A 23,395-nucleotide genomic window follows, 5' to 3' on the forward strand; every position below is an offset into this window, starting at 1 on the left:
GTATGACCATGCAACAACGCATCGAATCGACACTGGGCCTGTTACAGCCGCAACACCTGCAAGTGCTGGATGAAAGCCACATGCACAGCCGTGGGTTGCAGACTCACTTCAAGGCCGTGGTGGTCAGCCAGCAGTTCGAAGGGCTGAATCGCGTCAAGCGTCACCAGAAAGTCTACGGCACGCTCGGCGAGTTGATGGGCGAGTTCCATGCGTTGGCGCTGCATACCTACACGCCCGAGGAATGGGCACAGATCGACGCGGCCCCGGCCTCACCGACCTGTGCTGGCGGCAGCAAGCATTAAACCCGCGTTTTTTGCTAGAATCCGCAACGCGCCGCTCACCCGGCGCGTTTTTTTTGAATCCGGTTCACCCTTTGCGAGGGTAGCCACCTGGAGAAACACCCATGACACAACAGATTGTCGTGGCGGCACTGTATAAGTTCGTCACCCTGCAAGATTACGTCGCCCTGCGCGAGCCACTGCTGCAAGCCATGGTCGACAACGGCATCAAAGGCACGCTGCTGATCGCTGAAGAAGGCATCAACGGCACCGTGTCCGGTACCCGCGAAGGCATCGACGGACTGATGGCCTGGCTCAAGAACGACCCACGCATGGACGACATCGATCACAAAGAGTCGTACTGCGACGATCAGCCGTTCTATCGCACCAAAGTCAAACTCAAGAAAGAAATCGTCACCCTGGGTGTTGATGGCGTGGACCCGAACAAAAAGGTCGGCACCTACGTTGATCCGCAGGACTGGAATGCGTTGATCAACGATCCGGAAGTGCTGTTGATCGACACCCGCAACGATTACGAAGTATCGATTGGCACCTTCGAAGGCGCCATCGACCCGAAAACCACCAGTTTTCGCGAATTTCCCGACTACATCAAAGCCAACTTCGACCCCGCCGTGCACAAGAAGGTCGCGATGTTCTGCACCGGCGGCATCCGTTGCGAGAAGGCGTCGAGCTACATGCTCAGCGAAGGTTTCGATGAGGTCTACCACCTCAAGGGCGGTATCCTGAAGTACCTCGAAGAGGTGCCGCAGGAAGAAACCAAATGGCAGGGCGACTGCTTTGTGTTCGATAACCGTGTGACCGTTCGTCATGACCTCAGCGAAGGTGATTACGATCAGTGTCATGCCTGTCGTACGCCAGTCAGTGTTGAAGACCGCGCCTCAGAGCACTACGTGGCCGGCATCAGTTGCCCGCATTGCTGGGACACCTTGAGCGAGAAAACCCGGCGCAGTGCCATTGATCGGCAGAAGCAGATCGAACTGGCCAAGGCGCGCAACTTGCCTCACCCGATCGGCTACAACTACAAGCAAACTCCTTCCGAGGCTTGAACCATGTCAGCGCGCCGCCTGCTTTACGTGATGGATCCGATGTGTTCTTGGTGCTGGGGCTTTGCGCCAGTGGCTAACGCCTTGGTCGCGCAAGCACAGGCGGCAGGCGTCGACGTGCATTTGATCGTCGGTGGTTTGCGCACCGGCAGCGGCGCGGCGCTGGAGCCCACCACACGGCGCTACATTCTTGAACATTGGCAAGCGGTCACCGAGGCCACCGGCCAACCGTTCAAGCTTGAGGGGGCGCTGCCCGACGGTTTTGTCTACGACACCGAGCCCGCGTGCCGGGCTCTGGTCACTGCGCGCAGCCTGGCGCCGGATTGCGCGTGGAAGCTGCTGGGCCTGATTCAGCACGCGTTCTACGCCGAAGGTCGCGACGTCACCCGCGCCAGCGTGCTGGTCGAACTCGCCGAGCAGGCCGGTTTGCCGCGCATTGAGTTTGCCGCCGCCTTCGACCGTGCCGATATGCACGCCGCCACGGCGGCCGACTTCACCTGGGTCCAGGACTTGGGCATCGCCGGTTTCCCAACCTTGCTGGCTGAGCGTAATGGTCAATTGGCGTTGCTGACCAACGGGTATCAGCCTCTGAGTGAACTGTCCCCGTTGCTCGGCCGCTGGCTGGAGCGTGCTGCCTGTGCATGATGTGCCCGATGACGTCCCGGCGCCCAAGCCTGTCGATCGATTGAGCTGGGCCGAAATCCGCCGACTGGCCTTGCACCATAAAAAATCCCTGTGGATCGCCAACGGCGTCGCCGTGCTGGCGACCTTGTGCAGCGTGCCGATTCCATTGCTGCTGCCGTTGCTGGTGGACGAAGTATTGCTGGGGCACGGTGACGCCGCGCTGAAGGTCATGAACCACGCCCTGCCCGAAGGCTGGCAGAAAGCGGCGGGCTACATTGGCCTGATGTTGCTCGTGACCTTGGTGTTGCGCTGCGGGGCCTTGTTGTTCAACGTCGTGCAGGCAAAGTTGTTCGCGGCGCTGGCCAAGGACATCGTCTATCGCATTCGCACCCGGCTGATCGAGCGGCTCAAGCGAATTTCCCTGGGCGAATACGAAAGCCTGGGCAGCGGCACCGTGACCACGCACCTGGTCACCGACCTGGACACGCTGGACAAATTCGTCGGCGAAACCCTCAGTCGTTTCCTCGTGGCGATGCTGACCCTGGTGGGTACCGCGAGCATTCTGATCTGGATGCACTGGAAGCTGGCGCTGCTGATCATGCTGTTCAACCCGTTGGTGATCTATGCCACGGTGCAGTTGGGCAAGCGGGTCAAACACCTGAAAAAACTCGAAAACGACAGCACCTCGCGCTTCACCCAGGCACTGACCGAAACCCTCGATTCAATTCAGGAAGTACGCGCCGGTAACCGCCAGGGGTTCTTCCTCGGGCGCCTTGGCCTGCGAGCCCGGGAGGTGCGCGATTACGCGGTGAACTCTCAGTGGAAAACCGATGCCTCGAACCGCGCCAGCGGCCTGTTGTTCCAGTTTGGCATCGATATTTTCCGTGCCGCGGCCATGCTCACCGTGCTGTTTTCCGACCTGTCCATCGGCCAGATGCTGGCGGTGTTCAGCTACCTGTGGTTCATGATCGGTCCGGTGGAACAACTGCTGAACTTGCAGTACGCCTATTACGCCGCCAGCGGCGCGTTGTCGCGGATTAACGAACTGCTGTCCCGGGCCGATGAGCCGCAGTACCCGGGTGGCGTCGACCCGTTTCAGGGCCGTGACACCGTGGGCATTGAAGTCCAGGGCCTGAGTTTCGGTTATGGCGACGAGTTGGTGTTGAACAAGATGGACCTGTCCATCGCCCCCGGGGAAAAAGTCGCCATCGTCGGTGCCAGTGGCGGCGGTAAAAGCACCTTGGTGCAGTTGCTGCTGGGTTTATACACGCCGCTGGCCGGGACCATTCGCTTCGGTGGTTCGACCCAGCAAGAGATCGGCCTGGAAACGGTCCGCGAAAACGTCGCTGTCGTCCTGCAACACCCCGCGCTGTTTAACGACACCATTCGCGCCAACCTGACGATGGGCCGTGAGCGCAGTGACGAAGCCTGCTGGCAAGCGCTGGAAATTGCGCAATTGCAGCACACGGTTCGAGAATTGCCTGACGGCCTCGACAGCATCGTCGGACGCTCCGGCGTGCGTTTGTCCGGCGGCCAGCGCCAACGCCTGGCGATTGCGCGGATGGTACTGGCCGAACCCAAAGTGGTGATCCTCGACGAGGCCACTTCCGCACTGGACGCTGCCACTGAATACAACCTGCACCAGGCGCTGGCACGGTTCCTGAGCAACCGCACCACGCTAATCATCGCGCACCGCTTGTCGGCGGTGAAACAGGCCGACCGGGTATTGGTGTTCGATGGCGGGCAGATTGCCGAGGATGGCGACCATCAGCAGTTGATTGCCGATGGTGGTTTGTACGCCAAGCTTTATGGGCATTTGCAGCAGTTGTAGCCACGTCGGATGTTTACTTCCATATCACGCCCAGCGCATCAGGGTTGCCGTCATAGCTGAATTGCTTCATGACGATCGCGCATGAATCGCAAGGTGCCATGGTGGTGGCGATCGTGATGGAATCCAGCTCTTTAGGGTCAGGGTATTTGTCTCGTATGGCGCTGATGAGCTTGCTCTCGGTGTCCAGTGAGGTAGGGCGCGACGTGAGCGCAGGTGTGTATGTTTCGATGTTGTCGATGGTGTGAGGGATCGCCCGTAGCTTGCCGGAATCGGAGACGCTAAGTGATGTCTGCGGGAAGTTGATGTCATGATCTATGTTGAAGTAACTGGTGCCGTCTACTTTCACTTCGTTTGTCTGTCTGCTTCTGGAAAACAGGGGCAGGAAATGGGTGTCCCCTTGATTGCCAGAAACACTGACATACACTTCACGCACCCCGGCCTTCGTCTTGATCTCGGCGAACGCAATGTTTCTGGAACTGTGTATCGGCCTATTCAGTTTTTTACTGATCTCTATTTGCAGTTGTCGCATCGTGTTATCGATTTTCAAGGCCTTGGGTGCGCCCCGAACCGACGACTCCACAGTGACAACCGTTTTGCAAAAGAGTGTATTGAAGATTTCAGCAGTGGTTTCACGAGCACTGTCCGGCGCCGTCCGGGACAGTGACCACGTCGCAGCACCGTCGGTTGAATGACGCACGATCATTCTTGTCGAGTGATCGAACAACACGGCTTCCGCGGGGCTGGTATCCACGTTGAGATGTTTAAGGGTCTGGGGTGGATTGGTATGGCCACCGATCGGTATGGCAATGTCATCCATGGCTTTCAAGGCGCGCTCGACGCGGTTAATACCATAAATTCTGGCCATGTTATTGGCATTCAGCGAGCCGATATAAACCTTCTTCAACTCCTCTACCACATCGTGGGGCGATGTTTTTGCCTTGCGCAAAGTCAGGGGCGCGGTGAGGCTTTGCCCCGCAAAGCGCTCGGCGACGTAAAAATCGCCGGCGCCCAGTCGGGTGAAAATATAGTGTTTCGAACCGTCCAGTGCCGGGACAATGATAGCGCCGGTCTTGAAGGTATCAAATTGACTCCCGCGGCCGGAGATGTTCGCTTTGATTCTTCCGTAAATCCCTTTCTGATACTCGATCGTAGCCATGAGCCTGCCAGGATAATTCACGGTCTTCAGTAACGGAACGCGCCCCGTTATGGCTGAGGTATAGATACTGTCCCCGAACCATGGAGCCCAGCCTTTGGTTTCGTCGAATGTGCCGGCGGCCGGCGTCGGAGCGGGATCGCGCCATGCGTAACTGGTTTCGCAAACGGACCCTGGGGCGCGTCGTGGCCGACAAGGTATCGGCTTGAGCGTTTCCCGGGCATCCCGCAGGTCTGCGCGCCGTAGGGCGTCGCCGTCCAGTCGATACGGCACGTCGTCGATGAACAGCGTCGTTCGGCCGTCAATTTCAAGGACTTCGTTTACGCGAGTGTTTTCGGGGATATTGAACAGCAGTGCTTCGCTGTTTTCTCTGACGGTCGGATACATCGATGGCCCGATGGACAGTTCTTTTTCCGACACTTTCAATACAGGCCCATAGGGTTTGGCGGATAGGGGGTCGATCAAATAGTGTGCGGGCTTGGTGGTCGAGCCGATGTTGCGTACAGGGACATCGTCGAGTCCGCGAAAGGTCGCCAATTGATCGCTCTGTGTGAGGGGGCGCCAGCGGCCTGGATCATTGACCTGAGGCAAGCCTTCGATGAAGTTGTACGTGTTTGCTCTACCGAGTGCAGGCTTCAAGCTGTTGTAAGACTTTTTGGCTGCGAATTTAACGCCTGCATACAAACCTCTCAGAGTTCCGCGTGAGAGCCGTAGTGCCAGCGTCGGAAGGCCATAGAAAGGAATTGCGTTTTGTACGGATGAAATAAGCAGTTTTTCAGCCAGTGCGCCAAATCGCGGAAGTGCAGCGCGTACACCCGAGCGGACTGCAATGGAGGCCAGCTTCACTGAGCCCGATACGAATTTCCCCAAGGGAAGCGCGAACGAGGCCGCATCCACAATCAAACCAAAAATGGCCCATACCCTTTTTTTCGGGTCGCCTGAAAGCAGGTCCTCTATGCCTCCCCAAAACGGTATGAACCCTTTGACGGAGACCAGCCAATGAGGGCGCGCGGCGATACGCTCAATCTCGGTTTCGCCCTTGGCCGAAGCATGAAGCAGTTTTTCGTCATAGTAAAAAAAGTGGTCGGCAATGTAGTTTGAAAGTTCCGTTGCTCGGGAACTCGTTACGCTTGGGCGCGCCGATTGCTCATTCTCGATGCCAATGGAAGGGGCGGTAAATGTTTTACCAAACTGATCAATAATTGCCTCACACGCTGCATCTTTCTTTGGAAAACTACCGGCTTCATGAGCTTGCCAATCAAACGGCACTCTTGTTTTATGGCGAAAAGAAACGGCTTTAAAGTTAACGAGGGGCACTGGGGTTAGCTGGGAGCTTACTGTTCCGCCAAGCATGGATAATAAAAAATCCGTACGCAGTCTAATAATTCCTGCACGTGGTAAACATTCGTAATAGGCAACCCGGTTCTTGTAAGAGATCTGCAAAATAAAGCCCATTCGAAGCCGAAGCGGTAGCGTGATGGCGGGTGTCTCGTCTTCTAGCTCTATCTCGTTGGTGGATTTTCTCAAGGTGTAGATCTTTACCTCGCCCAACTCTATGGCTTGGCGTTCATCATGGGGGAGTGATGTCAGCAGGCTTTTCAGCAGTGTTTGATACGCGCTTTTACTCAAATCGAGATAGCTTTTGAATTCCGCCTCAAATAACTGCGTCGCATCTGGCAGGGGTTTTCGCTTCAGTGCGGCAGGAAAACTGGGATCATTGGAGTTAATTGTACGGTCTGTGTTGAGGCTGATTCGATACGCGCTTTTGCGTGTTCCATCCTGCTGGGTGATGTGCCAGCTTCTGTTCAGCCTCCCTGACATGTAGACGTCTTGAAAGGTGTAGATTTTGTCCCGTAGCGGTGGTGTTCGTAAAAACCCACCTGCTTCACTGGATTCGAAGTCTTCAATTAACTTTCGCCCGTCAGAGATGAACGGAAAGTGGGTTCGGTTGCCAAAGACTTCTCTGAATCCTACAGGCGTCCAGCGTAAAGAGTCCCTGAAATACGTCCTCATCTCCCTCTCGGCGATAGAAGATCTTTTTGGGTAGTCGACGTCCAGTTGAATGATCGCTTTTCTCAAGGCGTCGGTGTGTTCGTCGAGTGACTTGATAGATTGAGTTTTTTCCTCAAGTGAGTAATCCGAGTCGGTTCTCTCAGTAACAACACCATTGGTAATCGCCCATTCGAGAGTTGCAGGCATTCTGCACAGGGTGATGAGTTCCAGCTCTTGTGGACTGGCTTGCATAGACTGCCGAAGCGGCAAATCCACCAATTGCTGGAAGCTCATGCGCTGGATCAAGTCCGGCTCCATGGCTTCAGCGAGCGTGACTCCGTGAACGAAATTGACCCAGACGACGGAGCTTCTATAGGGCAGGCCGGGCGGGATGTCGCAGACTTGAAACTCTGTTGGAAATTCGGTTTGGAACAAGCGAGCGAGCAAGATGGCCTCAACCATTGAGGACGCCCGTTTGCTGTCGAATAGATGCTGCTCGAATTCCGCCCAGATGTTCTGGTAACTCTTTCCCCAGTTTGAGCGCTGTTGCCAAGGGTACCCGGAAATGTTTTCTGGCTTGTCGTTCCGTGATGTATTTGTCCAGAGCCGAATGGCTTTACTGATTAATTTGATTCGTACCCCGGCAGAGGCATCCTCACCCGGTTTTCCGCCGTACCAGTTCAATCCTTCCAGCAATAAACTTCCTAGTCGCTGGGACTCCGCAGAGCGCAGAATTTTTTCGAGAAAAACCATCGGCGTCGCGCGAACTTGCTCGATGGTCGGGCGAGGGGAGGTGTTTTTTTCGAAGTGGCTAAAGAGTGAAGTTTGTGATTCGGGGAGGAATCGCTTAACGATGTCGATAATGTCCCGATCCGTCAGTTGAGCGATCAGGCTATCGAGGGTCATGCCATCTTTCGGTGAGGCCTTCTGGATGGTTGCCAGGAGCTTAAGGTCTTTTTTGTCTGGGGTGCGATTGATCGCTTCGATATCAACACCACTGTCCAGTTGCAGCGAGTAGCGGGCGCGCTTTTCTTCCAGGGTGTGAATCGTCGCACGATGTTCAGCGGCGTTTCCCGGATCCCAGGGGGAAATGCCGTAATGGTTGATCATTTGTACAAGCTTGAGGGTGCCTGGCTCTTTATCTTGGGCGCGGAGGAGGGAAGTAGATTGGAGAACTATGAAGGTTTCCAGGTCTTTTGATGAGAAATCGGGCTTTCTCAGAGCGGCGATAAGTGTGTCGTAGTCGGACAACACACCTTGGTACTCCATGGCCGCGGAGAATGGTAGATGTTGTTCTTCTGATAAGTCACTCGGTGATGTTGTAGGTGACGGCATGTTCATGGGTGTCTCTCTATTATTGGTTGGACTCCTGTAAGGCGATGTTCAAGTTGTAAGCGCTTACAGAAAGACGACCAGTTTTACGCCGGCAAAAAATAATAGTGAGGTACATATATATCGCTCCAGATTCTCGGCATGAGGCCCCGACGAGAGCGGTTCATAGGTCGATATCCAGAGTGACTGTATTGGTTTGCGTGCATTGGCTTTTTAGTGTTTGAGAATGCATCCACATGCCTCTCAGGAAGCACGGAGGGTGAAATGTCGACTCTGGCTTGCCTGTAGGGGCAACGCACCCTAGTCTTGGAGGAGCGATCACATTGGGATGATGATCTGGCAGTGCTAAAACAAGGGACCTCATGAATCAAACCCGGACTCTCGGAACGCCGCGGCTATTGGGCATTGTCTGGCCATTTATTGCCGTCGTGCTGTTTCAGGCCCTGTTGGGTGGCGTCAGCCTTTACGTTCTGTCGGCAGTGCGCGGCTATGTGGCCGGTGAAAGTTTGTGGTCGAAGGGGCAAAAAGACGCCATCTATTACCTCAACCTTTACGCGGACAGTCGCGACGAGGCGATTTTTCTCAAATACCAGAAAGCCATTGCTGTACCTCAGGGTGGCCACGAGTTGCGCCTGGCGCTGGACCACCAGCCACCTGATATCGAAGCCGCGCGAGTGGCGATCCTCAAGGGCGGCAATCACCCGGACGACGTTTCCAGTCTGATCTGGCTCTACCTCAACTTCCGACACTTCAGTTACCTTGAAAAAGCCATCGACCGCTGGACGGTGGGGGACGCGTACCTGCTGCAGCTCGATGAGGTTGCGCAAGAGATGCACCGGCGCGTGGCCGACAGTCAGGTCACATCTGCCGATATCAAGCGCTGGAGAGACCAGATACTCGCCATCAACGATGCCGTGACGCCAGCCGCCAAAGCGTTCAGCGACGCATTGGGCGAGGGCTCTCGCTTGATTCTCCGGTTATTGCTGGTGACCAACCTCGCCACGGCGCTGGGCCTGATTGCCCTTGCGTTGCTGCGTACGCACAAGTTGCTCAAACAGCGCCATGAGTTCGCCGAGGCGCTGCAACTGGAGAAAGACCGGGCTCAGATCACCTTGCAATCGATCGGCGACGGGGTGATCACCACGGATGTCGAAGGCGCTATCGCCTACATGAACCCCGCCGCCGAGGCCCTGACCCACTGGAAAGCCGAACAGGCGACGGGTTTGCCTCTGGCGGCGCTGTTCAACTTGCTGGACGAAAACGCCCAGGCTGACGGGTTTACCCTGATCGAACATATTCTGAGTGGTCAACTCAGTGGGGGCAGCGAACATTCCAAACTGATTCAGCGGCTCGATGGCAGCACGGTGTCGGTGACGCTGGTCGGTTCGCCGATTCGCAATGCGGGCAAGGTCAGCGGCACCGTTCTGGTGTTGCACGACATGACGCAGGAGCGCCAATACATTGCCAATCTGTCCTGGCAGGCGACACATGACGCCTTGACCGGGCTCGCCAACCGGCGTGAGTTCGAGTTCCGACTGGAGCAGGCACTGCACAACCTGACACGGCATTCCGGGCGCCATGCCCTGATGTTTCTCGATCTGGATCAATTCAAACTGGTCAACGACACCTGCGGCCACGCGGCGGGCGATGAGCTGCTGCGGCATATTTGTGCCTTGTTGCAATCCGGTTTGCGTGAAGGAGACACCCTGGCTCGGCTGGGGGGCGATGAGTTCGGTATCTTGCTGGAAAACTGCGCACCGGAAGCGGCCGAGAAGATTGCCGAAAGTTTGCGTCAGACCGTACAGAACCTGCATTTTGTCTGGAAGGGGCGACCCTTTGTCACCACGGTGAGTATCGGGCTGGTGCATGTCGCGCAACCGCCTACAACCCTGGAGGCTTCCTTGCGCGCCGCGGATATGGCGTGTTACATGGCCAAGGAAAAAGGGCGCAATCGGGTTCAGGTCTATCACGCCGATGACTCGGAACTGTCACTGCGTTTTGGCGAGATGGCGTGGGTGCAGCGCCTGCACATGGCGCTGGAAGAGAACCGGTTTTGCCTGTATTCCCAGGAAATCGCGCCGTTGGGGCATACCGAGCGCGGTGGCGGGCATATCGAGATTCTGTTGCGCCTGCATGATGAAGCCGGTCGTATGATCCTGCCGGACAGTTTTATTCCGGCGGCGGAGCGTTATGGACTGATGACCGCTCTCGATCGCTGGGTGGTGGAGAATGTTTTCAAGATCATTGCCCAATGCAAAGCCGAAGAGCGCAAGGGGCCGTACGCGATGTGTGCGATTAATCTGTCAGGCACAACTATCGGAGATGAGGCGTTTCTGGACTTCCTGCGTGAACAGTTTGTTAATTATTCAATTCCGCCTGAAATGATTTGTTTTGAAATCACTGAAACAAGTGCAATCTCCAATTTGGGCAGTGCAATTAGATTTATCAATGAACTCAAAGGTTTAGGCTGTCACTTCTCGTTAGATGACTTTTGTGCCGGAATGTCCTCGTTCGCTTACTTGAAACATTTGCCTGTAGACTTCCTGAAGATCGATGGGAGTTTCGTAAAGGATATGTTGGACGACCCGATTAACCGCGCCATGGTCGAAGTGATCAACCACATCGGCCATGTCATGGGTAAGCGCACGATTGCCGAGTTTGTAGAGTCACCCCAGATTGAACAGGCATTGCTGGAGATCGGGGTCGATTTCGCTCAAGGGTATGTGATTGAACGCCCGCATCTGTTTACCTGCGATAGTTTGCAAAGTCGTCCTGCCAGGCCCCAGCCTCTGTTGTTCAAGGCCCCGGGCACGTTCCGTTGAAATCTCTTGTTGATCCGAACAATCACAATCAAAAGGAGCCCGACAGTGATCGACACATTCAACCGAACCGGACCACTCATGGAAGCTGCAAGTTATCCCGCCTGGGCGCAACAGCTCATCAAGGATTGCAGCGAGAGTAAGCGCCGGGTTGTCGAACACGAGCTGTATCAACGCATGCGAGACAACAAGCTCAGTGCAAAAACCATGCGCCAGTACCTTATCGGTGGCTGGCCGGTGGTTGAACAGTTCGCGTTATACATGGCACAAAACCTGACCAAGACCCGCTTTGCCCGCCATCCAGGTGAAGACATGGCGCGTCGTTGGCTGATGCGCAATATTCGCGTCGAGCTGAACCACGCCGATTACTGGGTGCATTGGAGCAGGGCTCATGGTGTCAGCCTGGAGGATCTGCAAGCGCAACAAGTCGCTCCCGAACTTCATGCCCTGAGCCATTGGTGTTGGCACACCAGTTCAGCAGACTCGTTGATCGTCGCCATCGCGGCCACCAACTACGCCATCGAAGGCGCCACTGGGGAGTGGTCGGCGCTGGTGTGCTCCAGTGGCATCTACGCCGCAGCGTTCCCTGAAGAAGATCGCAAACGGGCCATGAAGTGGTTGAAGATGCACGCTCAGTACGACGACGCGCATCCATGGGAAGCGCTGGAAATCATCTGCACCCTGGCGGGCATGAACCCGAGCGCATCCCTGCAAGTGGAATTGCGCCAGGCTGTCTGCAAGAGCTACGACTACATGCATCTGTTTCTGGAGCGATGCATGCAACTGGAGCATTCAGAAAAAGCTGCGATGGTGCGTGAGCGCATGGCGTTGGCGGAAAGTTGATCTGACGGTTGTGCACAAAAAAGGGGAGCCGATTGGCTCCCCTTTTTTGAGTTTTCAAAAGCTTAACCCGCCATCGCCAAACGGTTACGTCCTTCGCGCTTGGCGACATACAACGCACTGTCGGCGCGTCGCAACAGGCTTTCGGCAGACTCACCTGGCAACAGGGTCGAGCATCCAAGGCTGACGGTCAGTTCAACGGCATTGCCATCCGCCTGATAGTCCTGGGACTGGGCCGCAATCCGCAGTCGCTCGCCGACCATGGCTGCTGCTTCCCGAGTGGTGTTGGACAACAGGATCAGGAACTCTTCGCCCCCAAACCGAAACACCATGTCGACATTGCGCAGCTGGTTTTTGATTGCGCCGGCGACTGTCTTGAGCACTTCATCGCCAGCATTGTGACCGTAGCTGTCGTTGACGTTTTTGAAATGATCGATGTCCAGCATCAGCAACGACAAAGGCATCAAGTGGCGCCGCGACATCTCGATTTCGCGCTCGAGGGTCTGGTCCATGGCAATGCGGTTGCCGGTATCGGTCAAGGGGTCGCGTAATGCACTTTGGGTCGCCGCCCGGTACAGCAAGGCGTTGCGTATCGGAAAGAGCAATGCGGACAGCAGTGACTCCAGGTTGCCCTGATCAAGTTCACTGAAACGTTGATTACGACGGAATACCAAGTCACCAAGGGGCTCGCCTTCATGGCTGAGGCTGTAACTGACCGAGTGATGGCCGCGCTGGCCAAACTCCAGGCGCAGGTCACTGGCCTGATGCTCATATTTCAAGGCATCCAGCGGCACCAGGCGCTGAACTTCGCGAAAGAAAAGTCCGAGTATCCGTTGGGGCTCAAGACTGGTTTGCAGCTGCTGGCCCAGTTGCTGACGCAATTGCGCAAGGCTGACGGGCCGCTCCAGAAGGGGTGGCTGCTGACCAAGTCCCAGGCGTTGCAATTTCGCGCTATCGAAGTCAATTGCGTTGGTCTGGGGAGGTGATTTCATATGGCGTGAGCCCCTAAAGCAGTAAGACTGTCTTACAGGCTGGGTGAGAGCGGCTTTGGGCTGCGCGTCGTACTGGTCCATCAGTCCCGTAGGACATTTGGCGCAAGTTTAGTCTGCTTTGCCGAAGATTAGTAACCTATCGACTCAGACATCCCCCCGACTGCTTTCACACTGCGTGTTTGAGCAACGTTAGAGCGAAAGTTGTGCCATTCGGTTCATTCAGATAAAAGGCTATCAAATTCAGCAGGTTGGACTTTGCAGGGAAGACGGCTGGCAAAGTGGGTGGCGGTTGTTTGACAGCTGCGGGAGTGTTTACGACGCGCTTTAAGTGCCGCGACGGGAAGTCGGCGCGGCACGTAAAAGCGACGTGTGGTGATTACTGCGCGTTAAAAGCCTGACCATTGATGCCGGTACTGTCCGGGCCCATCAAGTAGAGATAGACCGGCATGATCTCCTCCGGGGTTGGATTGTTCAGCGGATTTTCCCCCGGATAGGCCTGGGCTCGCATGCTGGTGCGCGTGGCGCCCGGGTTGATGCTGTTGGAGCGAACGGGGGCCACGGTGTCTACTTCGTCCGCCAGGGTTTGCATCAAGCCTTCGGTGGCAAACTTGGACACGCCATAAGCGCCCCAATAGGCGCGCCCCTTACGGCCGACGCTGCTGGAGGTGAACACCACCGAGGCGTCCTGCGACAGCTTGAGCAGTGGCAGCAGGGTGCTGGTGAGCATGAACATGGCATTGACGTTGACTTGCATGACCCGCATGAAGTTTTCGCCGGACAGCTGTTCGAGCGGTGTGCGCGGACCAATGATCGATGCGTTGTGCAGCAAGCCGTCGAGATGGCCGAATTCGGTCTCGATCATCGCCGCCAGTTCATCGTACTGGTGGGGCAGGGCGGTTTCCAGGTTGAACGGGATCACCGCTGGCTGTGGGTGCCCGGCCGCTTCGATTTCGTCATAAACCTGCGTCAGGTTCGCTTCGGTCTTGCCCAGCAACAGTACGGTGGCGCCATGGGCTGCGTAGGTTTTCGCAGCGGCCGCGCCGATGCCACGGCCTGCACCGGTAATCAGAATGACCCGGTCCTTGAGCAATTCGGGGCGGGCGGAATAATCAAACATAAGAAACCTCTACGAGAGTTAGATCGTTCCCACGCTCCGCGTGGGAATGCAGCCAGTGACGCTCTGCGTCGCCGCTCAGCAGCCACACAGCGCGCTATCGAGCACCTTGCGCAACTCCAGCGGATGATCGACCACTACATCCGCACCCCAATGCCGCGGGTTATCGTCCGGATGAATGTAGCCATAGGTCACGGCGGCCGTCTTGGTGCCGGCGTCGCGCCCCGACTCGATATCACGCAGGTCATCGCCGACAAACAACACGCTGGCCGGGTCCAGATCGAGCATCTTGCACGCGAGAATCAGCGGCTCCGGGTCGGGCTTGCTGTTCTTCACATGATCCGGGCAGATCAGCAGCGCGGAACGCTCGGCCAGCCCCAGCTGTTGCATGATCGGCTCGGCGAAACGCAGCGGCTTGTTAGTGACCACGCCCCAGATCAGGTTGCTCTTCTCGATGTCGGCCAGTAATTCGCCCATTCCGTCGAAGAGCTTGCTGTGAACCGCACAGCCGGCGAGATAGCGCTCCAGGAATTCCAGTCGCAGCTCTTCAAAGCCAGGCGATTCCGGGTCCATCGAAAAGGTCACGGCGACCATCGCCTTGGCGCCACCGGATATCTCGTCACGAATGTGCTTGTCATTCATGGGGGGCAAGCCACGATCGGCGCGCATTGCCTGGCAGATGGCAATAAAGTCCGGCGCGGTGTCGAGCAGCGTGCCGTCCATGTCAAAAAGGACTGCTCTGATACGCATCGGCTTACTCCTCGCGCAGGGTCTGGATCATGTAGTTGACGTCCACGTCGGCCGCCAGTTTGTAGTGTTTGGTCAGCGGGTTGTAGGTCAGGCCGATGATGTCTTTGACGGTCAGGCCGGCCATGCGACTCCAGGCGCCGAGCTCGGAAGGGCGGATGAACTTCTTGAAATCATGGGTGCCGCGCGGCAGCAGTTTCATGATGTATTCCGCGCCGACGATAGCGAACATATACGCCTTCGGGTTGCGGTTGATGGTGGAGAAGAACACTTGGCCGCCGGGCTTGACCATGCGGAAGCAGGCGCGGATGACCGAAGAAGGATCGGGCACGTGCTCGAGCATTTCCAGGCACGTGACGACGTCGAACTGCTCGGGCATTTCTTCGGCGAGGCCTTCGGCGGTGATCTGGCGGTATTCGACATTCACGCCCGATTCCAGCTGATGCAGCTGGGCGACCGCGAGCGGTGCTTCGCCCATGTCGATACCTATGACGGTGGCACCGCGCTGGGCCATGGCCTCGCTCAGGATGCCGCCGCCGCAACCGACGTCCAGAACCTTCTTGCCGGCCAGGTTGACCCGCTCGTCAATCCAGTTGACCCGCAGCGGGTTGATGTCGTGAAGCGGCTTGAACTCGCTTTCACGGTCCCACCAGCGATGGGCCAGGGCTTCGAATTTGGCGATTTCGGCGTAGTCGACGTTGCTCATGATTCAGTCCTCTAAAACTTGAAAAATCCTGTTGCCCCGGTTTTCGGTCCGGGGATCTTACGATTCGGTACGGCCACTGATGCGCTGGCCCCAGGCTTTGGCGGTGGCACAAAGCTGTTCTTCATCCAGGCGGGTCAGGCGTCGGTCATCGAGCAGTTGCTTGCCAGCGACCCACAGGTGTTTCACGCAATCGCGGCCGGTGGCGTAGATCAGTTGCGAAACCGGGTCGTAGACCGGTTGTTGCGCCAGGCCTGACAGGTCGAAGGCAACGATATCTGCCGCTTTGCCGACTTCCAGTGAACCGGTTTCAGACTCGATGCCCAGCGCGCGAGCGCCATTGAGCGTGGCCATGCGCAAGGCACGATGAGCATCCAGCGCAGTGGCGGAGCCGGCAACGGCCTTGGCCAGCAAGGCAGCGGTGCGGGTTTCGCCCAGCAGGTCGAGATCGTTGTTGCTGGCGGCGCCATCGGTGCCCACGGCCACATTGACGCCCGCCTGCCACAACCGCTCGACCGGGCAAAAACCACTGGCCAGCTTGAGGTTGGACTCCGGGCAATGAATCACACTGGTGTTGCTTTCTACCAGCATCACCAGGTCTTCATCGCTGATCTGGGTCATGTGAACGGCCTGGAAGCGTGGCCCGAGCAAACCCAGGCGCCCGAGTCGGGCCAAAGGACGTTCACCACGCTGCTCGAGGGACTGCTGCACTTCGAAAGCCGTCTCATGGACATGCATGTGGATCGAGGCGTCCAGCTCTTCGGCAATCACCCGGATTTTTTCCAGGTTTTCATCGCCCACGGTGTAGGGGGCATGGGGGCCAAAAGTGACTTTGATGCGTTCGTGATGCTTGAGATCGCCAAACAACTCCACGCCCTGACGAATGGCTTCGTCCGCCGTGCTGGCGCCCGGGATCGGGAAATCGAGGATCGGAATGGCGATTTGGGCGCGAATACCGCTGTTGTGCACGCGCTCGCTGGCAACCTTCGGGAAGAAATACATGTCAGAGAAGCAGGTGATGCCACCTTTGATCTGTTCGGCGATGGCCAGGTCCGTGCCGTCACGTACAAACGCTTCATCGACCCATTTGGCTTCTGCCGGCCAGATGTGGTTCTCCAGCCAGGTCATCAGCGGCAAATCATCGGCCAGGCCGCGAAACAGCGTCATGGCGGCGTGGCCGTGGGCATTGATCAGGCCGGGGCTGAGCAGCACGTCTGGCAACTCGCGTACTTCAGTTGCGTTAAGCTTCAGCGCAGCCGAGCGTGGGCCGATAAACACGATGCGTCCGTCACGGATGCCCAGGCCATGCTCTTTGAGGACAACGCCAGCGGGTTCGACGGGTACCAGCCAGGTCGGCAGCAATAACAGGTCGAGCGCAGCGGCTGTGTTCGGCATCGAAGATCGGTTCCAGTGCTTTTGTAAAGGATGGCGAAGTATACCCGAGCGTCTTCGCGGGGGGATCGCTATAATCGGCGGCTTTTGTGCTTGAGTGCGGGGTGTGGGATGCGCGATCGACTGTTGGCTGCGGAGAAAGTGAAGGCCATCGATTGGCGTGATGGCGCCCTGTACCTGCTGGATCAGCGTATTTTGCCCTTCGAAGAGACCTGGATTGCCTACACCAGCGCAGCCGGTGTGGCCGAGGCCATTCGTTCGATGGTGGTGCGCGGTGCGCCGGCGATCGGTATCAGTGCGGCCTATGCCATGGTGCTTTCCGCCCGCGCCCGAATTGCCGAGGGCGGTGACTGGCAGGCCTCGTGGGAAGAGGATTACGCGTTGCTGGCCGATTCCCGTCCAACGGCGGTGAATCTGTTCTGGGCCTTGAGTCGCATGCGTGACCGCCTGGATCGCCTCAAGGAAGATGCTGATCCGCTGGCGGCACTGGAGGCGGAGGCTATCGCCATTCACGAAAGTGATCGCGAAGCTAACCTGACCATGGCCCAACTGGGTGTGGACCTGATCCGAAAACATCAGGGCAATGCCCAGGCAATCCTGACCCATTGCAATACCGGCGCACTGGCCACCGGCGGCTTCGGCACTGCTCTGGGTGTCATTCGCGGCGCTTTTATTGAAGGCATGGTCGAGCGCGTTTACGCCGATGAAACCCGTCCGTGGCTGCAAGGTTCGCGTCTGACGGCGTGGGAGCTGGCCAACGAGGGGATTCCGGTGACCCTGAATGCCGATTCAGCCGCTGCGCACATCATGAAAACCAAAGGCGTGACCTGGGTGATCGTCGGCGCCGACCGGATCACCGCCAATGGCGATGTCGCGAACAAGATCGGCACCTATCAGTTGGCGGTTAACGCCATGCACCACGGTGTGCGCTTCATGGTGGTGGCGCCGAGCTCGACCATCGACATGAACCTGGCCAGTGGCGATGAAATTCCTATCGAGGAGCGTGACGGTCGCGAGTTGCTGGAAGTCGGCGGCAAGCGGGTCGGGGCGGACGTCGATGCGTTCAATCCGGTGTTCGACGTCACCCCGGCGGACCTGATTGATGCGATCGTTACTGAAAAAGGCATCGTCGAGCGTCCGGATACCGCGAAGATGGCGCAGTTGATGTGCCGCAAGCGCCTGCATTGACGCTTTGTGTTGTCGGATAAATTGCTGTCGCGAGCAAGCTTTGCTCCCACAGGTTTCACGTTCCTGTAGGAGCAAGGCTTGCCCGCGATGAACGATTACTCGGTCTGCCCCCGCATTTCGCCTGCAAATCCGGACTTGGGATAGCTCTGAGCCTCTCTCGTCTCCTTCAAGCCTGTCATCGGTCAACTAACTATGCTCCATGCGCATCTGGGGGATAGGTGCGTGGCGGCTCTTGTGATAACATCCGGCGTTTTCCGAGGCTGCCCCACGGGGTTGTCTTTACTGCGCAAATCCAGGGTTCAACTTGTTGATTTGTCGTAAGTCGGTGTATGGCACTCAGCCTGCAGCGGCGAGCTTCGTTCGTCCCATATGGATGTGACGAAGTTTCACCAGAAAAAGGAATCGAGCTTCTCATGGGCGAACTGGCCAAAGAAATCCTCCCGGTCAATATCGAAGACGAGCTGAAGCAGTCCTACCTCGACTACGCAATGAGCGTAATTGTCGGGCGGGCCTTGCCGGATGCGCGCGATGGCTTGAAGCCCGTGCACCGGCGTGTGCTGTTCGCGATGAGCGAGCTGGGCAACGACTTCAACAAGCCGTACAAGAAATCTGCCCGTGTTGTCGGCGACGTTATCGGTAAGTATCACCCGCACGGTGATACCGCGGTATACGACACGATCGTCCGGATGGCGCAGCCATTCTCGCTGCGCTACCTGCTGGTAGACGGTCAAGGCAACTTCGGTTCGGTGGACGGCGACAATGCCGCGGCCATGCGATACACCGAAGTGCGCATGACCAAGCTGGCGCACGAGCTGCTGGCTGACCTGCACAAGGAAACCGTGGACTGGGTGCCGAACTACGACGGCACCGAAATGATCCCGGCGGTCATGCCGACCCGTATTCCCAACCTGCTCGTCAACGGCTCCAGCGGTATCGCCGTGGGCATGGCGACCAACATTCCGCCGCACAACCTTGGTGAAGTCATCGACGGTTGCCTGGCACTCATCGACAACCCCGAGTTGACCATCGATGAGCTGATGCAATACATCCCTGGTCCGGACTTCCCGACGGCCGCGATCATCAACGGTCGCGCCGGCATCATCGAAGCCTATCGCACCGGCCGTGGCCGCATTTATATGCGCGCCCGCTCGACGATCGAAGACATCGACAAGGTCGGTGGCCGCCAGCAGATCGTCATCACCGAACTCCCTTACCAGCTCAACAAGGCGCGTCTGATCGAGAAGATCGCCGAGCTGGTGAAAGAGAAAAAACTTGAAGGCATCACCGAACTGCGCGACGAGTCCGACAAGGACGGTATGCGCGTCGTGATCGAGTTGCGCCGTGGCGAAGTGCCTGAGGTGATCCTCAACAACCTCTACGCCCAGACTCAGTTGCAAGCGGTTTTCGGTATCAACATTGTTGCGCTGATCGACGGCCGTCCGCGGATCCTGAACCTCAAGGACCTGCTGGAAGCCTTCGTTCGTCACCGTCGCGAAGTCGTTACCCGCCGTACCGTGTTCGAACTGCGTAAAGCCCGCGAACGTGGTCACATTCTGGAAGGTCAAGCGGTTGCCCTGTCGAACATCGACCCGGTCATCGCCCTGATCAAGGCCTCGCCAACGCCGTCGGAAGCCAAGGAAGCGCTGATCAGCACTGCCTGGGAATCCTCCGCCGTAGTGGCGATGGTCGAGCGTGCCGGTGCCGACTCTTGCCGTCCAGAGACCCTGGACCCGCAATACGGTCTGCGCGAAGGCAAGTACTTCCTGTCGCCAGAGCAGGCGCAAGCCATTCTGGAACTGCGTCTGCACCGCCTGACCGGTCTGGAACACGAAAAGCTGCTGGCCGAGTATCAAGAGATCCTCAACCAGATCGGCGAGCTGATCCGCATCCTCAGCAGCGCCACGCGCCTGATGGAAGTGATCCGCGAAGAGCTGGAAGTGATTCGCGCCGAATACGGCGATGTGCGCCGCACCGAGATTCTCGATGCCCGTCTCGACCTGACCCTGGGTGACATGATCCCGGAAGAAGAGCGCGTCGTGACCATTTCCCACGGTGGCTATGCCAAGACCCAGCCTTTGGCTGCGTACCAGGCTCAGCGTCGTGGCGGTAAAGGCAAGTCGGCGACTGGCGTCAAGGATGAGGACTACATCGCTCACCTGCTGGTCGCCAACAGCCACACCACGCTGCTGCTGTTCTCCAGCAAGGGCAAGGTGTACTGGCTGAAAACCTATGAAATTCCGGAAGCGTCCCGCGCTGCCCGTGGTCGTCCGCTGGTCAACCTGCTGCCGCTGGACAGTGATGAATACATCACCACCATGCTGCCGGTCGAGGAGTACACAGAAGGTCATTTCATCTTCATGGCCACTGCCAAAGGCACCGTGAAGAAGACCCCGCTGGAATCCTTCAGCCGTCAACGCAGCGTAGGTCTGATCGCGCTGGAGCTGGACGAAGGTGACGTGCTGATCTCTGCCGCGATTACCGATGGCGAGCGCGAAGTCATGCTGTTCTCCGACGGTGGCAAGGTCACTCGCTTCAAGGAAACCGACGTTCGCGCCATGGGCCGTACCGCTCGCGGTGTTCGCGGCATGCGCCTGCCGGAAGGTCAGAAGCTGATTTCCATGCTGATCCCGGAAGAAGGCAGCCAGATCCTCACCGCTTCGGCGCGTGGTTTCGGCAAGCGTACGGCGATCACCGAGTTCCCTGAGTACAAGCGTGGCGGCCAGGGCGTTATCGCCATGGTCAGCAACGACCGTAACGGTCGTCTGGTCGGTGCAGTCCAGGTGCTCGACGGCGAGGAAATCATGTTGATTTCCGACCAGGGTACTTTGGTTCGTACCCGTGTCGACGAAGTCTCCAGCCTGGGTCGAAACACCCAGGGCGTGACCCTCATCAAGCTGGCCAGCGATGAAACGCTGGTCGGTCTGGAGCGGGTTCAGGAGCCGTCGGAAGTCGAAGGTGAAGAACTGGAAGGTGAAGAGGGTGTTGAGCTGGAAGGAACCGTAATCGGTGCCGAACCGGACGATGCTGTCGACAACCTGCAGGCGGACGCCGCAGACGAAGAAGAGCCGCAAGACTAACCAAAATCGTAGCAGGGCAGAGTGTTTGCTCTGTCCGCTACCGTGATTGCATAGCGAGAGTGGATGTGAGCAAACGAGCCTATAACTTCTGCGCAGGTCCTGCTGCGCTTCCTGAAGCTGTCCTGTTGCGTGCCCAGTCCGAGTTGCTCGACTGGCATGGTAAAGGTCTGTCGGTCATGGAGATGAGCCATCGCAGCGATGAGTTCGTGTCCATTGCCACCAAGGCCGAGCAGGATCTGCGTGATCTGCTGAATATCCCCTCGAACTATAAAGTGCTGTTTCTGCAAGGTGGCGCCAGCCAGCAATTTGCTCAGATTCCTCTGAACCTGTTGCCGGAAAACGGCTCTGCCGACTATATCGACACCGGTATCTGGTCGCAGAAAGCTATCGAAGAGGCTTCGCGCTTCGGCCACGTCAACGTTGCCGCTACCGCCAAGCCTTACGACTATTTCGCCATTCCTGGCCAGAACGAATGGAAGCTGTCGAAAGACGCGGCCTACGTTCACTACGCACCAAACGAAACCATCGGTGGCCTGGAATTCCAGTGGATCCCGGAAACCGGCGACGTTCCGCTGGTCGCCGACATGTCTTCGGACATTCTTTCGCGTCCGGTCGATGTTTCGCGTTTCGGCATGATCTACGCTGGCGCCCAGAAAAACATCGGTCCGAGCGGTATCGTGGTGAACATCGTTCGCGAGGACCTGTTGGGTCACGCCCGTTCCATTTGCCCGACCATGCTCAACTACAAGGTCGCCGCCGATAACGGCTCGATGTACAACACGCCTCCAACCCTGGCCTGGTACTTGTCTGGTCTGGTGTTCGAGTGGCTCAAGGAGCAAGGTGGCGTTGAAGCCATCGGCAAGCTCAACGAAGTGAAGCAGCGCACGCTGTACAACTTCATCGATGCCAGCGGCTTGTACAGCAACCCGATCAACACGCCTGACCGCTCGTGGATGAACGTGCCGTTCCGTCTGGCGGACGACCGTCTCGACAAGCCGTTCCTGGCCGGTGCCGACGAGCGTGGCTTGTTGAACCTCAAGGGCCACCGTTCCGTGGGTGGCATGCGCGCCTCCATCTATAACGCCGTCGATATCGTTGCGGTCAACGCACTGGTTTCGTACATGGCAGAGTTCGAGAAGGAACACGGCTGATGTCTGAGCAAGAACTCAAGGCACTGCGCCTGCGCATTGATGCCCTGGACGAAAAAGTCCTTGAGCTGATCAGTGAGCGCGCACGTTGCGCCCAGGAAGTTGCGCGAGTAAAGATGGCCTCGCTGGCCGAAGGCGAAGTGCCGGTGTTCTATCGTCCTGAGCGTGAAGCCCAGGTGCTCAAGCGCGTAATGGAGCGCAATCAGGGGCCGTTGGGCAACGAAGAGATGGCGCGGTTGTTCCGTGAAATCATGTCCTCGTGCCTGGCGCTCGAGCAGCCGCTGAAAGTGGCTTACCTCGGCCCTGAAGGCACGTTCACTCAAGCGGCGGCCATGAAGCACTTCGGCCACGCCGTGATCAGCAAGCCAATGGCGGCGATCGACGAAGTGTTCCGCGAAGTGGCGGCCGGTGCGGTGAATTTTGGCGTGGTGCCGGTGGAAAACTCCACGGAAGGTGCGGTCAACCACACCCTCGATAGTTTTCTGGAACACGACATGGTCATCTGTGGCGAAGTCGAGTTGCGGATTCACCACCACCTGTTGGTCGGTGAAAACACCAAGACTGACAGCATCAGCCGCATCTACTCCCATGCCCAGTCCCTGGCCCAGTGCCGCAAGTGGCTGGACGCGCACTACCCGAATGTCGAGCGCGTGGCGGTGTCCAGCAACGCCGAAGCGGCCAAGCGAGTAAAAGGTGAGTGGAACTCGGCGGCGATTGCCGGCGACATGGCTGCCGGCCTGTACGGGCTGACCCGCCTGGCCGAGAAAATCGAGGATCGCCCGGATAACTCCACGCGATTCCTGATGATCGGTAGCCAGGAAGTGCCGCCGACCGGCGACGACAAGACTTCGATCATCGTCTCCATGAGCAACAAGCCCGGTGCGCTTCACGAGTTACTGGTGCCGTTCCACGACAACGGAATCGACCTGACGCGAATCGAAACGCGTCCATCGCGCAGCGGTAAATGGACCTACGTGTTCTTCATCGACTTCGTCGGCCACCACCGTGATCCATTGGTCAAAGGTGTGCTGGAAAAGATCAGTCAGGAAGCAGTGGCACTCAAAGTGCTGGGTTCCTACCCGAAAGCAGTTCTCTAAGGGG

Annotated in this window: 16 protein-coding genes; 10 read left to right on the forward strand and 6 right to left on the reverse strand. The window is 57.6% G+C overall.

Annotated features, from left to right (window positions below):
- Window positions 1-2: 2 nt before the first annotated feature.
- The 4 genes from C7534_RS05810 (at window position 3) to C7534_RS05825 (ending at window position 3,797) form a co-directional block, all read left to right on the forward strand.
- Window positions 3-302 (forward strand): BolA family protein, encoded by a 300-nt coding sequence (locus C7534_RS05810; RefSeq protein ID WP_008151216.1) that lies wholly within the window; start codon window positions 3-5, stop codon window positions 300-302.
- A 101-nt stretch (window positions 303-403) separates the two neighbouring features.
- Window positions 404-1,345, forward strand: coding sequence for an oxygen-dependent tRNA uridine(34) hydroxylase TrhO (trhO, locus tag C7534_RS05815; RefSeq protein WP_046031738.1), 942 nt, complete (start codon window positions 404-406; stop codon window positions 1,343-1,345).
- A gap of 39 nt (window positions 1,346-1,384) precedes the next feature.
- Complete coding sequence (locus C7534_RS05820) at window positions 1,385-1,987, forward strand: DsbA family protein (RefSeq protein ID WP_175649043.1); 603 nt, start codon at window positions 1,385-1,387, stop codon at window positions 1,985-1,987.
- Complete coding sequence (locus tag C7534_RS05825; RefSeq protein WP_046031740.1) at window positions 1,980-3,797, forward strand: ABC transporter ATP-binding protein; 1,818 nt, start codon at window positions 1,980-1,982, stop codon at window positions 3,795-3,797. Before C7534_RS05820 ends, C7534_RS05825 begins: the two co-directional genes overlap by 8 nt.
- A gap of 13 nt (window positions 3,798-3,810) precedes the next feature.
- On the opposite strand, the gene C7534_RS05830 is transcribed toward C7534_RS05825, so the two are convergent.
- Window positions 3,811-8,283 carry a deaminase domain-containing protein gene (locus C7534_RS05830; protein WP_109785237.1) on the reverse strand — a complete coding sequence of 1,491 codons (4,473 nt, stop codon included), beginning with the start codon at window positions 8,281-8,283 and terminating at the stop codon, window positions 3,811-3,813.
- A 353-nt stretch (window positions 8,284-8,636) separates the two neighbouring features.
- Between C7534_RS05830 and C7534_RS05835 the strand changes: the two genes are divergently transcribed.
- Complete coding sequence (locus C7534_RS05835; RefSeq protein ID WP_046031741.1) at window positions 8,637-11,096, forward strand: EAL domain-containing protein; 2,460 nt, start codon at window positions 8,637-8,639, stop codon at window positions 11,094-11,096.
- Between the two features lie 78 nt (window positions 11,097-11,174).
- Window positions 11,175-11,936, forward strand: coding sequence for a TenA family transcriptional regulator (locus C7534_RS05840; protein ID WP_442963197.1), 762 nt, complete (start codon window positions 11,175-11,177; stop codon window positions 11,934-11,936).
- A 62-nt stretch (window positions 11,937-11,998) separates the two neighbouring features.
- On the opposite strand, the gene C7534_RS05845 is transcribed toward C7534_RS05840, so the two are convergent.
- From C7534_RS05845 to C7534_RS05865, 5 genes are all read right to left on the reverse strand, one after another.
- A complete protein-coding gene (locus C7534_RS05845) occupies window positions 11,999-12,925 on the reverse strand; it encodes a GGDEF domain-containing protein (RefSeq protein ID WP_046031743.1) in 927 nt (308 codons plus the stop codon).
- Between the two features lie 376 nt (window positions 12,926-13,301).
- Window positions 13,302-14,042, reverse strand: a complete 741-nt coding sequence (locus C7534_RS05850) for a YciK family oxidoreductase (RefSeq protein ID WP_046031744.1) — start codon at window positions 14,040-14,042, stop codon at window positions 13,302-13,304.
- 75 nt (window positions 14,043-14,117) lie between these two features.
- The gene (mupP, locus tag C7534_RS05855) at window positions 14,118-14,789 is read right to left on the reverse strand and encodes an N-acetylmuramic acid 6-phosphate phosphatase MupP (protein ID WP_046031745.1); all 672 of its coding nucleotides are present in this window, start codon (window positions 14,787-14,789) and stop codon (window positions 14,118-14,120) included.
- A gap of 4 nt (window positions 14,790-14,793) precedes the next feature.
- Window positions 14,794-15,492 carry a bifunctional 2-polyprenyl-6-hydroxyphenol methylase/3-demethylubiquinol 3-O-methyltransferase UbiG gene (gene ubiG / locus C7534_RS05860; RefSeq protein ID WP_109785239.1) on the reverse strand — a complete coding sequence of 233 codons (699 nt, stop codon included), beginning with the start codon at window positions 15,490-15,492 and terminating at the stop codon, window positions 14,794-14,796.
- 57 nt (window positions 15,493-15,549) lie between these two features.
- Window positions 15,550-16,884 carry a TRZ/ATZ family hydrolase gene (locus C7534_RS05865; RefSeq protein WP_109785240.1) on the reverse strand — a complete coding sequence of 445 codons (1,335 nt, stop codon included), beginning with the start codon at window positions 16,882-16,884 and terminating at the stop codon, window positions 15,550-15,552.
- A gap of 108 nt (window positions 16,885-16,992) precedes the next feature.
- Here C7534_RS05865 and mtnA point away from each other — a divergent pair, with 108 nt between their 5' ends.
- The 4 genes from mtnA (at window position 16,993) to pheA (ending at window position 23,391) form a co-directional block, all read left to right on the forward strand.
- A complete protein-coding gene (mtnA, locus tag C7534_RS05870) occupies window positions 16,993-18,069 on the forward strand; it encodes an S-methyl-5-thioribose-1-phosphate isomerase (RefSeq protein ID WP_046031748.1) in 1,077 nt (358 codons plus the stop codon).
- A 413-nt stretch (window positions 18,070-18,482) separates the two neighbouring features.
- Complete coding sequence (gene gyrA, locus C7534_RS05875) at window positions 18,483-21,146, forward strand: DNA gyrase subunit A (RefSeq protein ID WP_046031749.1); 2,664 nt, start codon at window positions 18,483-18,485, stop codon at window positions 21,144-21,146.
- Window positions 21,147-21,211: 65 nt separating this feature from the next.
- Window positions 21,212-22,297: a 3-phosphoserine/phosphohydroxythreonine transaminase gene (gene serC / locus C7534_RS05880; protein WP_046031750.1), complete on the forward strand. Its 1,086-nt coding sequence runs from the start codon at window positions 21,212-21,214 to the stop codon at window positions 22,295-22,297.
- A complete protein-coding gene (gene pheA, locus C7534_RS05885) occupies window positions 22,297-23,391 on the forward strand; it encodes a prephenate dehydratase (RefSeq protein ID WP_007899727.1) in 1,095 nt (364 codons plus the stop codon). The genes serC and pheA overlap by 1 nt, the downstream gene beginning before the upstream one ends.
- The last annotated feature ends 4 nt before the right edge of the window (window positions 23,392-23,395 follow it).

It is taken from the genome of Pseudomonas sp. OV226 (assembly GCF_003148705.1).
Classification (GTDB): Bacteria; Pseudomonadota; Gammaproteobacteria; order Pseudomonadales; family Pseudomonadaceae; genus Aquipseudomonas.

Excerpts from the sequence above, each read along its gene's own strand:
- C7534_RS05810 (WP_008151216.1), top strand. The coding sequence starts at position 3 with ATGACCATGCAACAACGCATCGAATCGACACTGGGCCTGTTACAGCCG.
- trhO (WP_046031738.1), top strand. The coding sequence starts at position 404 with ATGACACAACAGATTGTCGTGGCGGCACTGTATAAGTTCGTCACCCTG.
- C7534_RS05820 (WP_175649043.1), top strand. The coding sequence starts at position 1,385 with ATGTGTTCTTGGTGCTGGGGCTTTGCGCCAGTGGCTAACGCCTTGGTC.
- C7534_RS05830 (WP_109785237.1), bottom strand. The coding sequence starts at position 8,283 with ATGAACATGCCGTCACCTACAACATCACCGAGTGACTTATCAGAAGAA.
- C7534_RS05835 (WP_046031741.1), top strand. The coding sequence starts at position 8,637 with ATGAATCAAACCCGGACTCTCGGAACGCCGCGGCTATTGGGCATTGTC.
- C7534_RS05840 (WP_442963197.1), top strand. The coding sequence starts at position 11,175 with ATGGAAGCTGCAAGTTATCCCGCCTGGGCGCAACAGCTCATCAAGGAT.
- C7534_RS05845 (WP_046031743.1), bottom strand. The coding sequence starts at position 12,925 with ATGAAATCACCTCCCCAGACCAACGCAATTGACTTCGATAGCGCGAAA.
- C7534_RS05850 (WP_046031744.1), bottom strand. The coding sequence starts at position 14,042 with ATGTTTGATTATTCCGCCCGCCCCGAATTGCTCAAGGACCGGGTCATT.
- mupP (WP_046031745.1), bottom strand. The coding sequence starts at position 14,789 with ATGCGTATCAGAGCAGTCCTTTTTGACATGGACGGCACGCTGCTCGAC.
- ubiG (WP_109785239.1), bottom strand. The coding sequence starts at position 15,492 with ATGAGCAACGTCGACTACGCCGAAATCGCCAAATTCGAAGCCCTGGCC.
- C7534_RS05865 (WP_109785240.1), bottom strand. The coding sequence starts at position 16,884 with ATGCCGAACACAGCCGCTGCGCTCGACCTGTTATTGCTGCCGACCTGG.
- mtnA (WP_046031748.1), top strand. The coding sequence starts at position 16,993 with ATGCGCGATCGACTGTTGGCTGCGGAGAAAGTGAAGGCCATCGATTGG.
- gyrA (WP_046031749.1), top strand. The coding sequence starts at position 18,483 with ATGGGCGAACTGGCCAAAGAAATCCTCCCGGTCAATATCGAAGACGAG.
- pheA (WP_007899727.1), top strand. The coding sequence starts at position 22,297 with ATGTCTGAGCAAGAACTCAAGGCACTGCGCCTGCGCATTGATGCCCTG.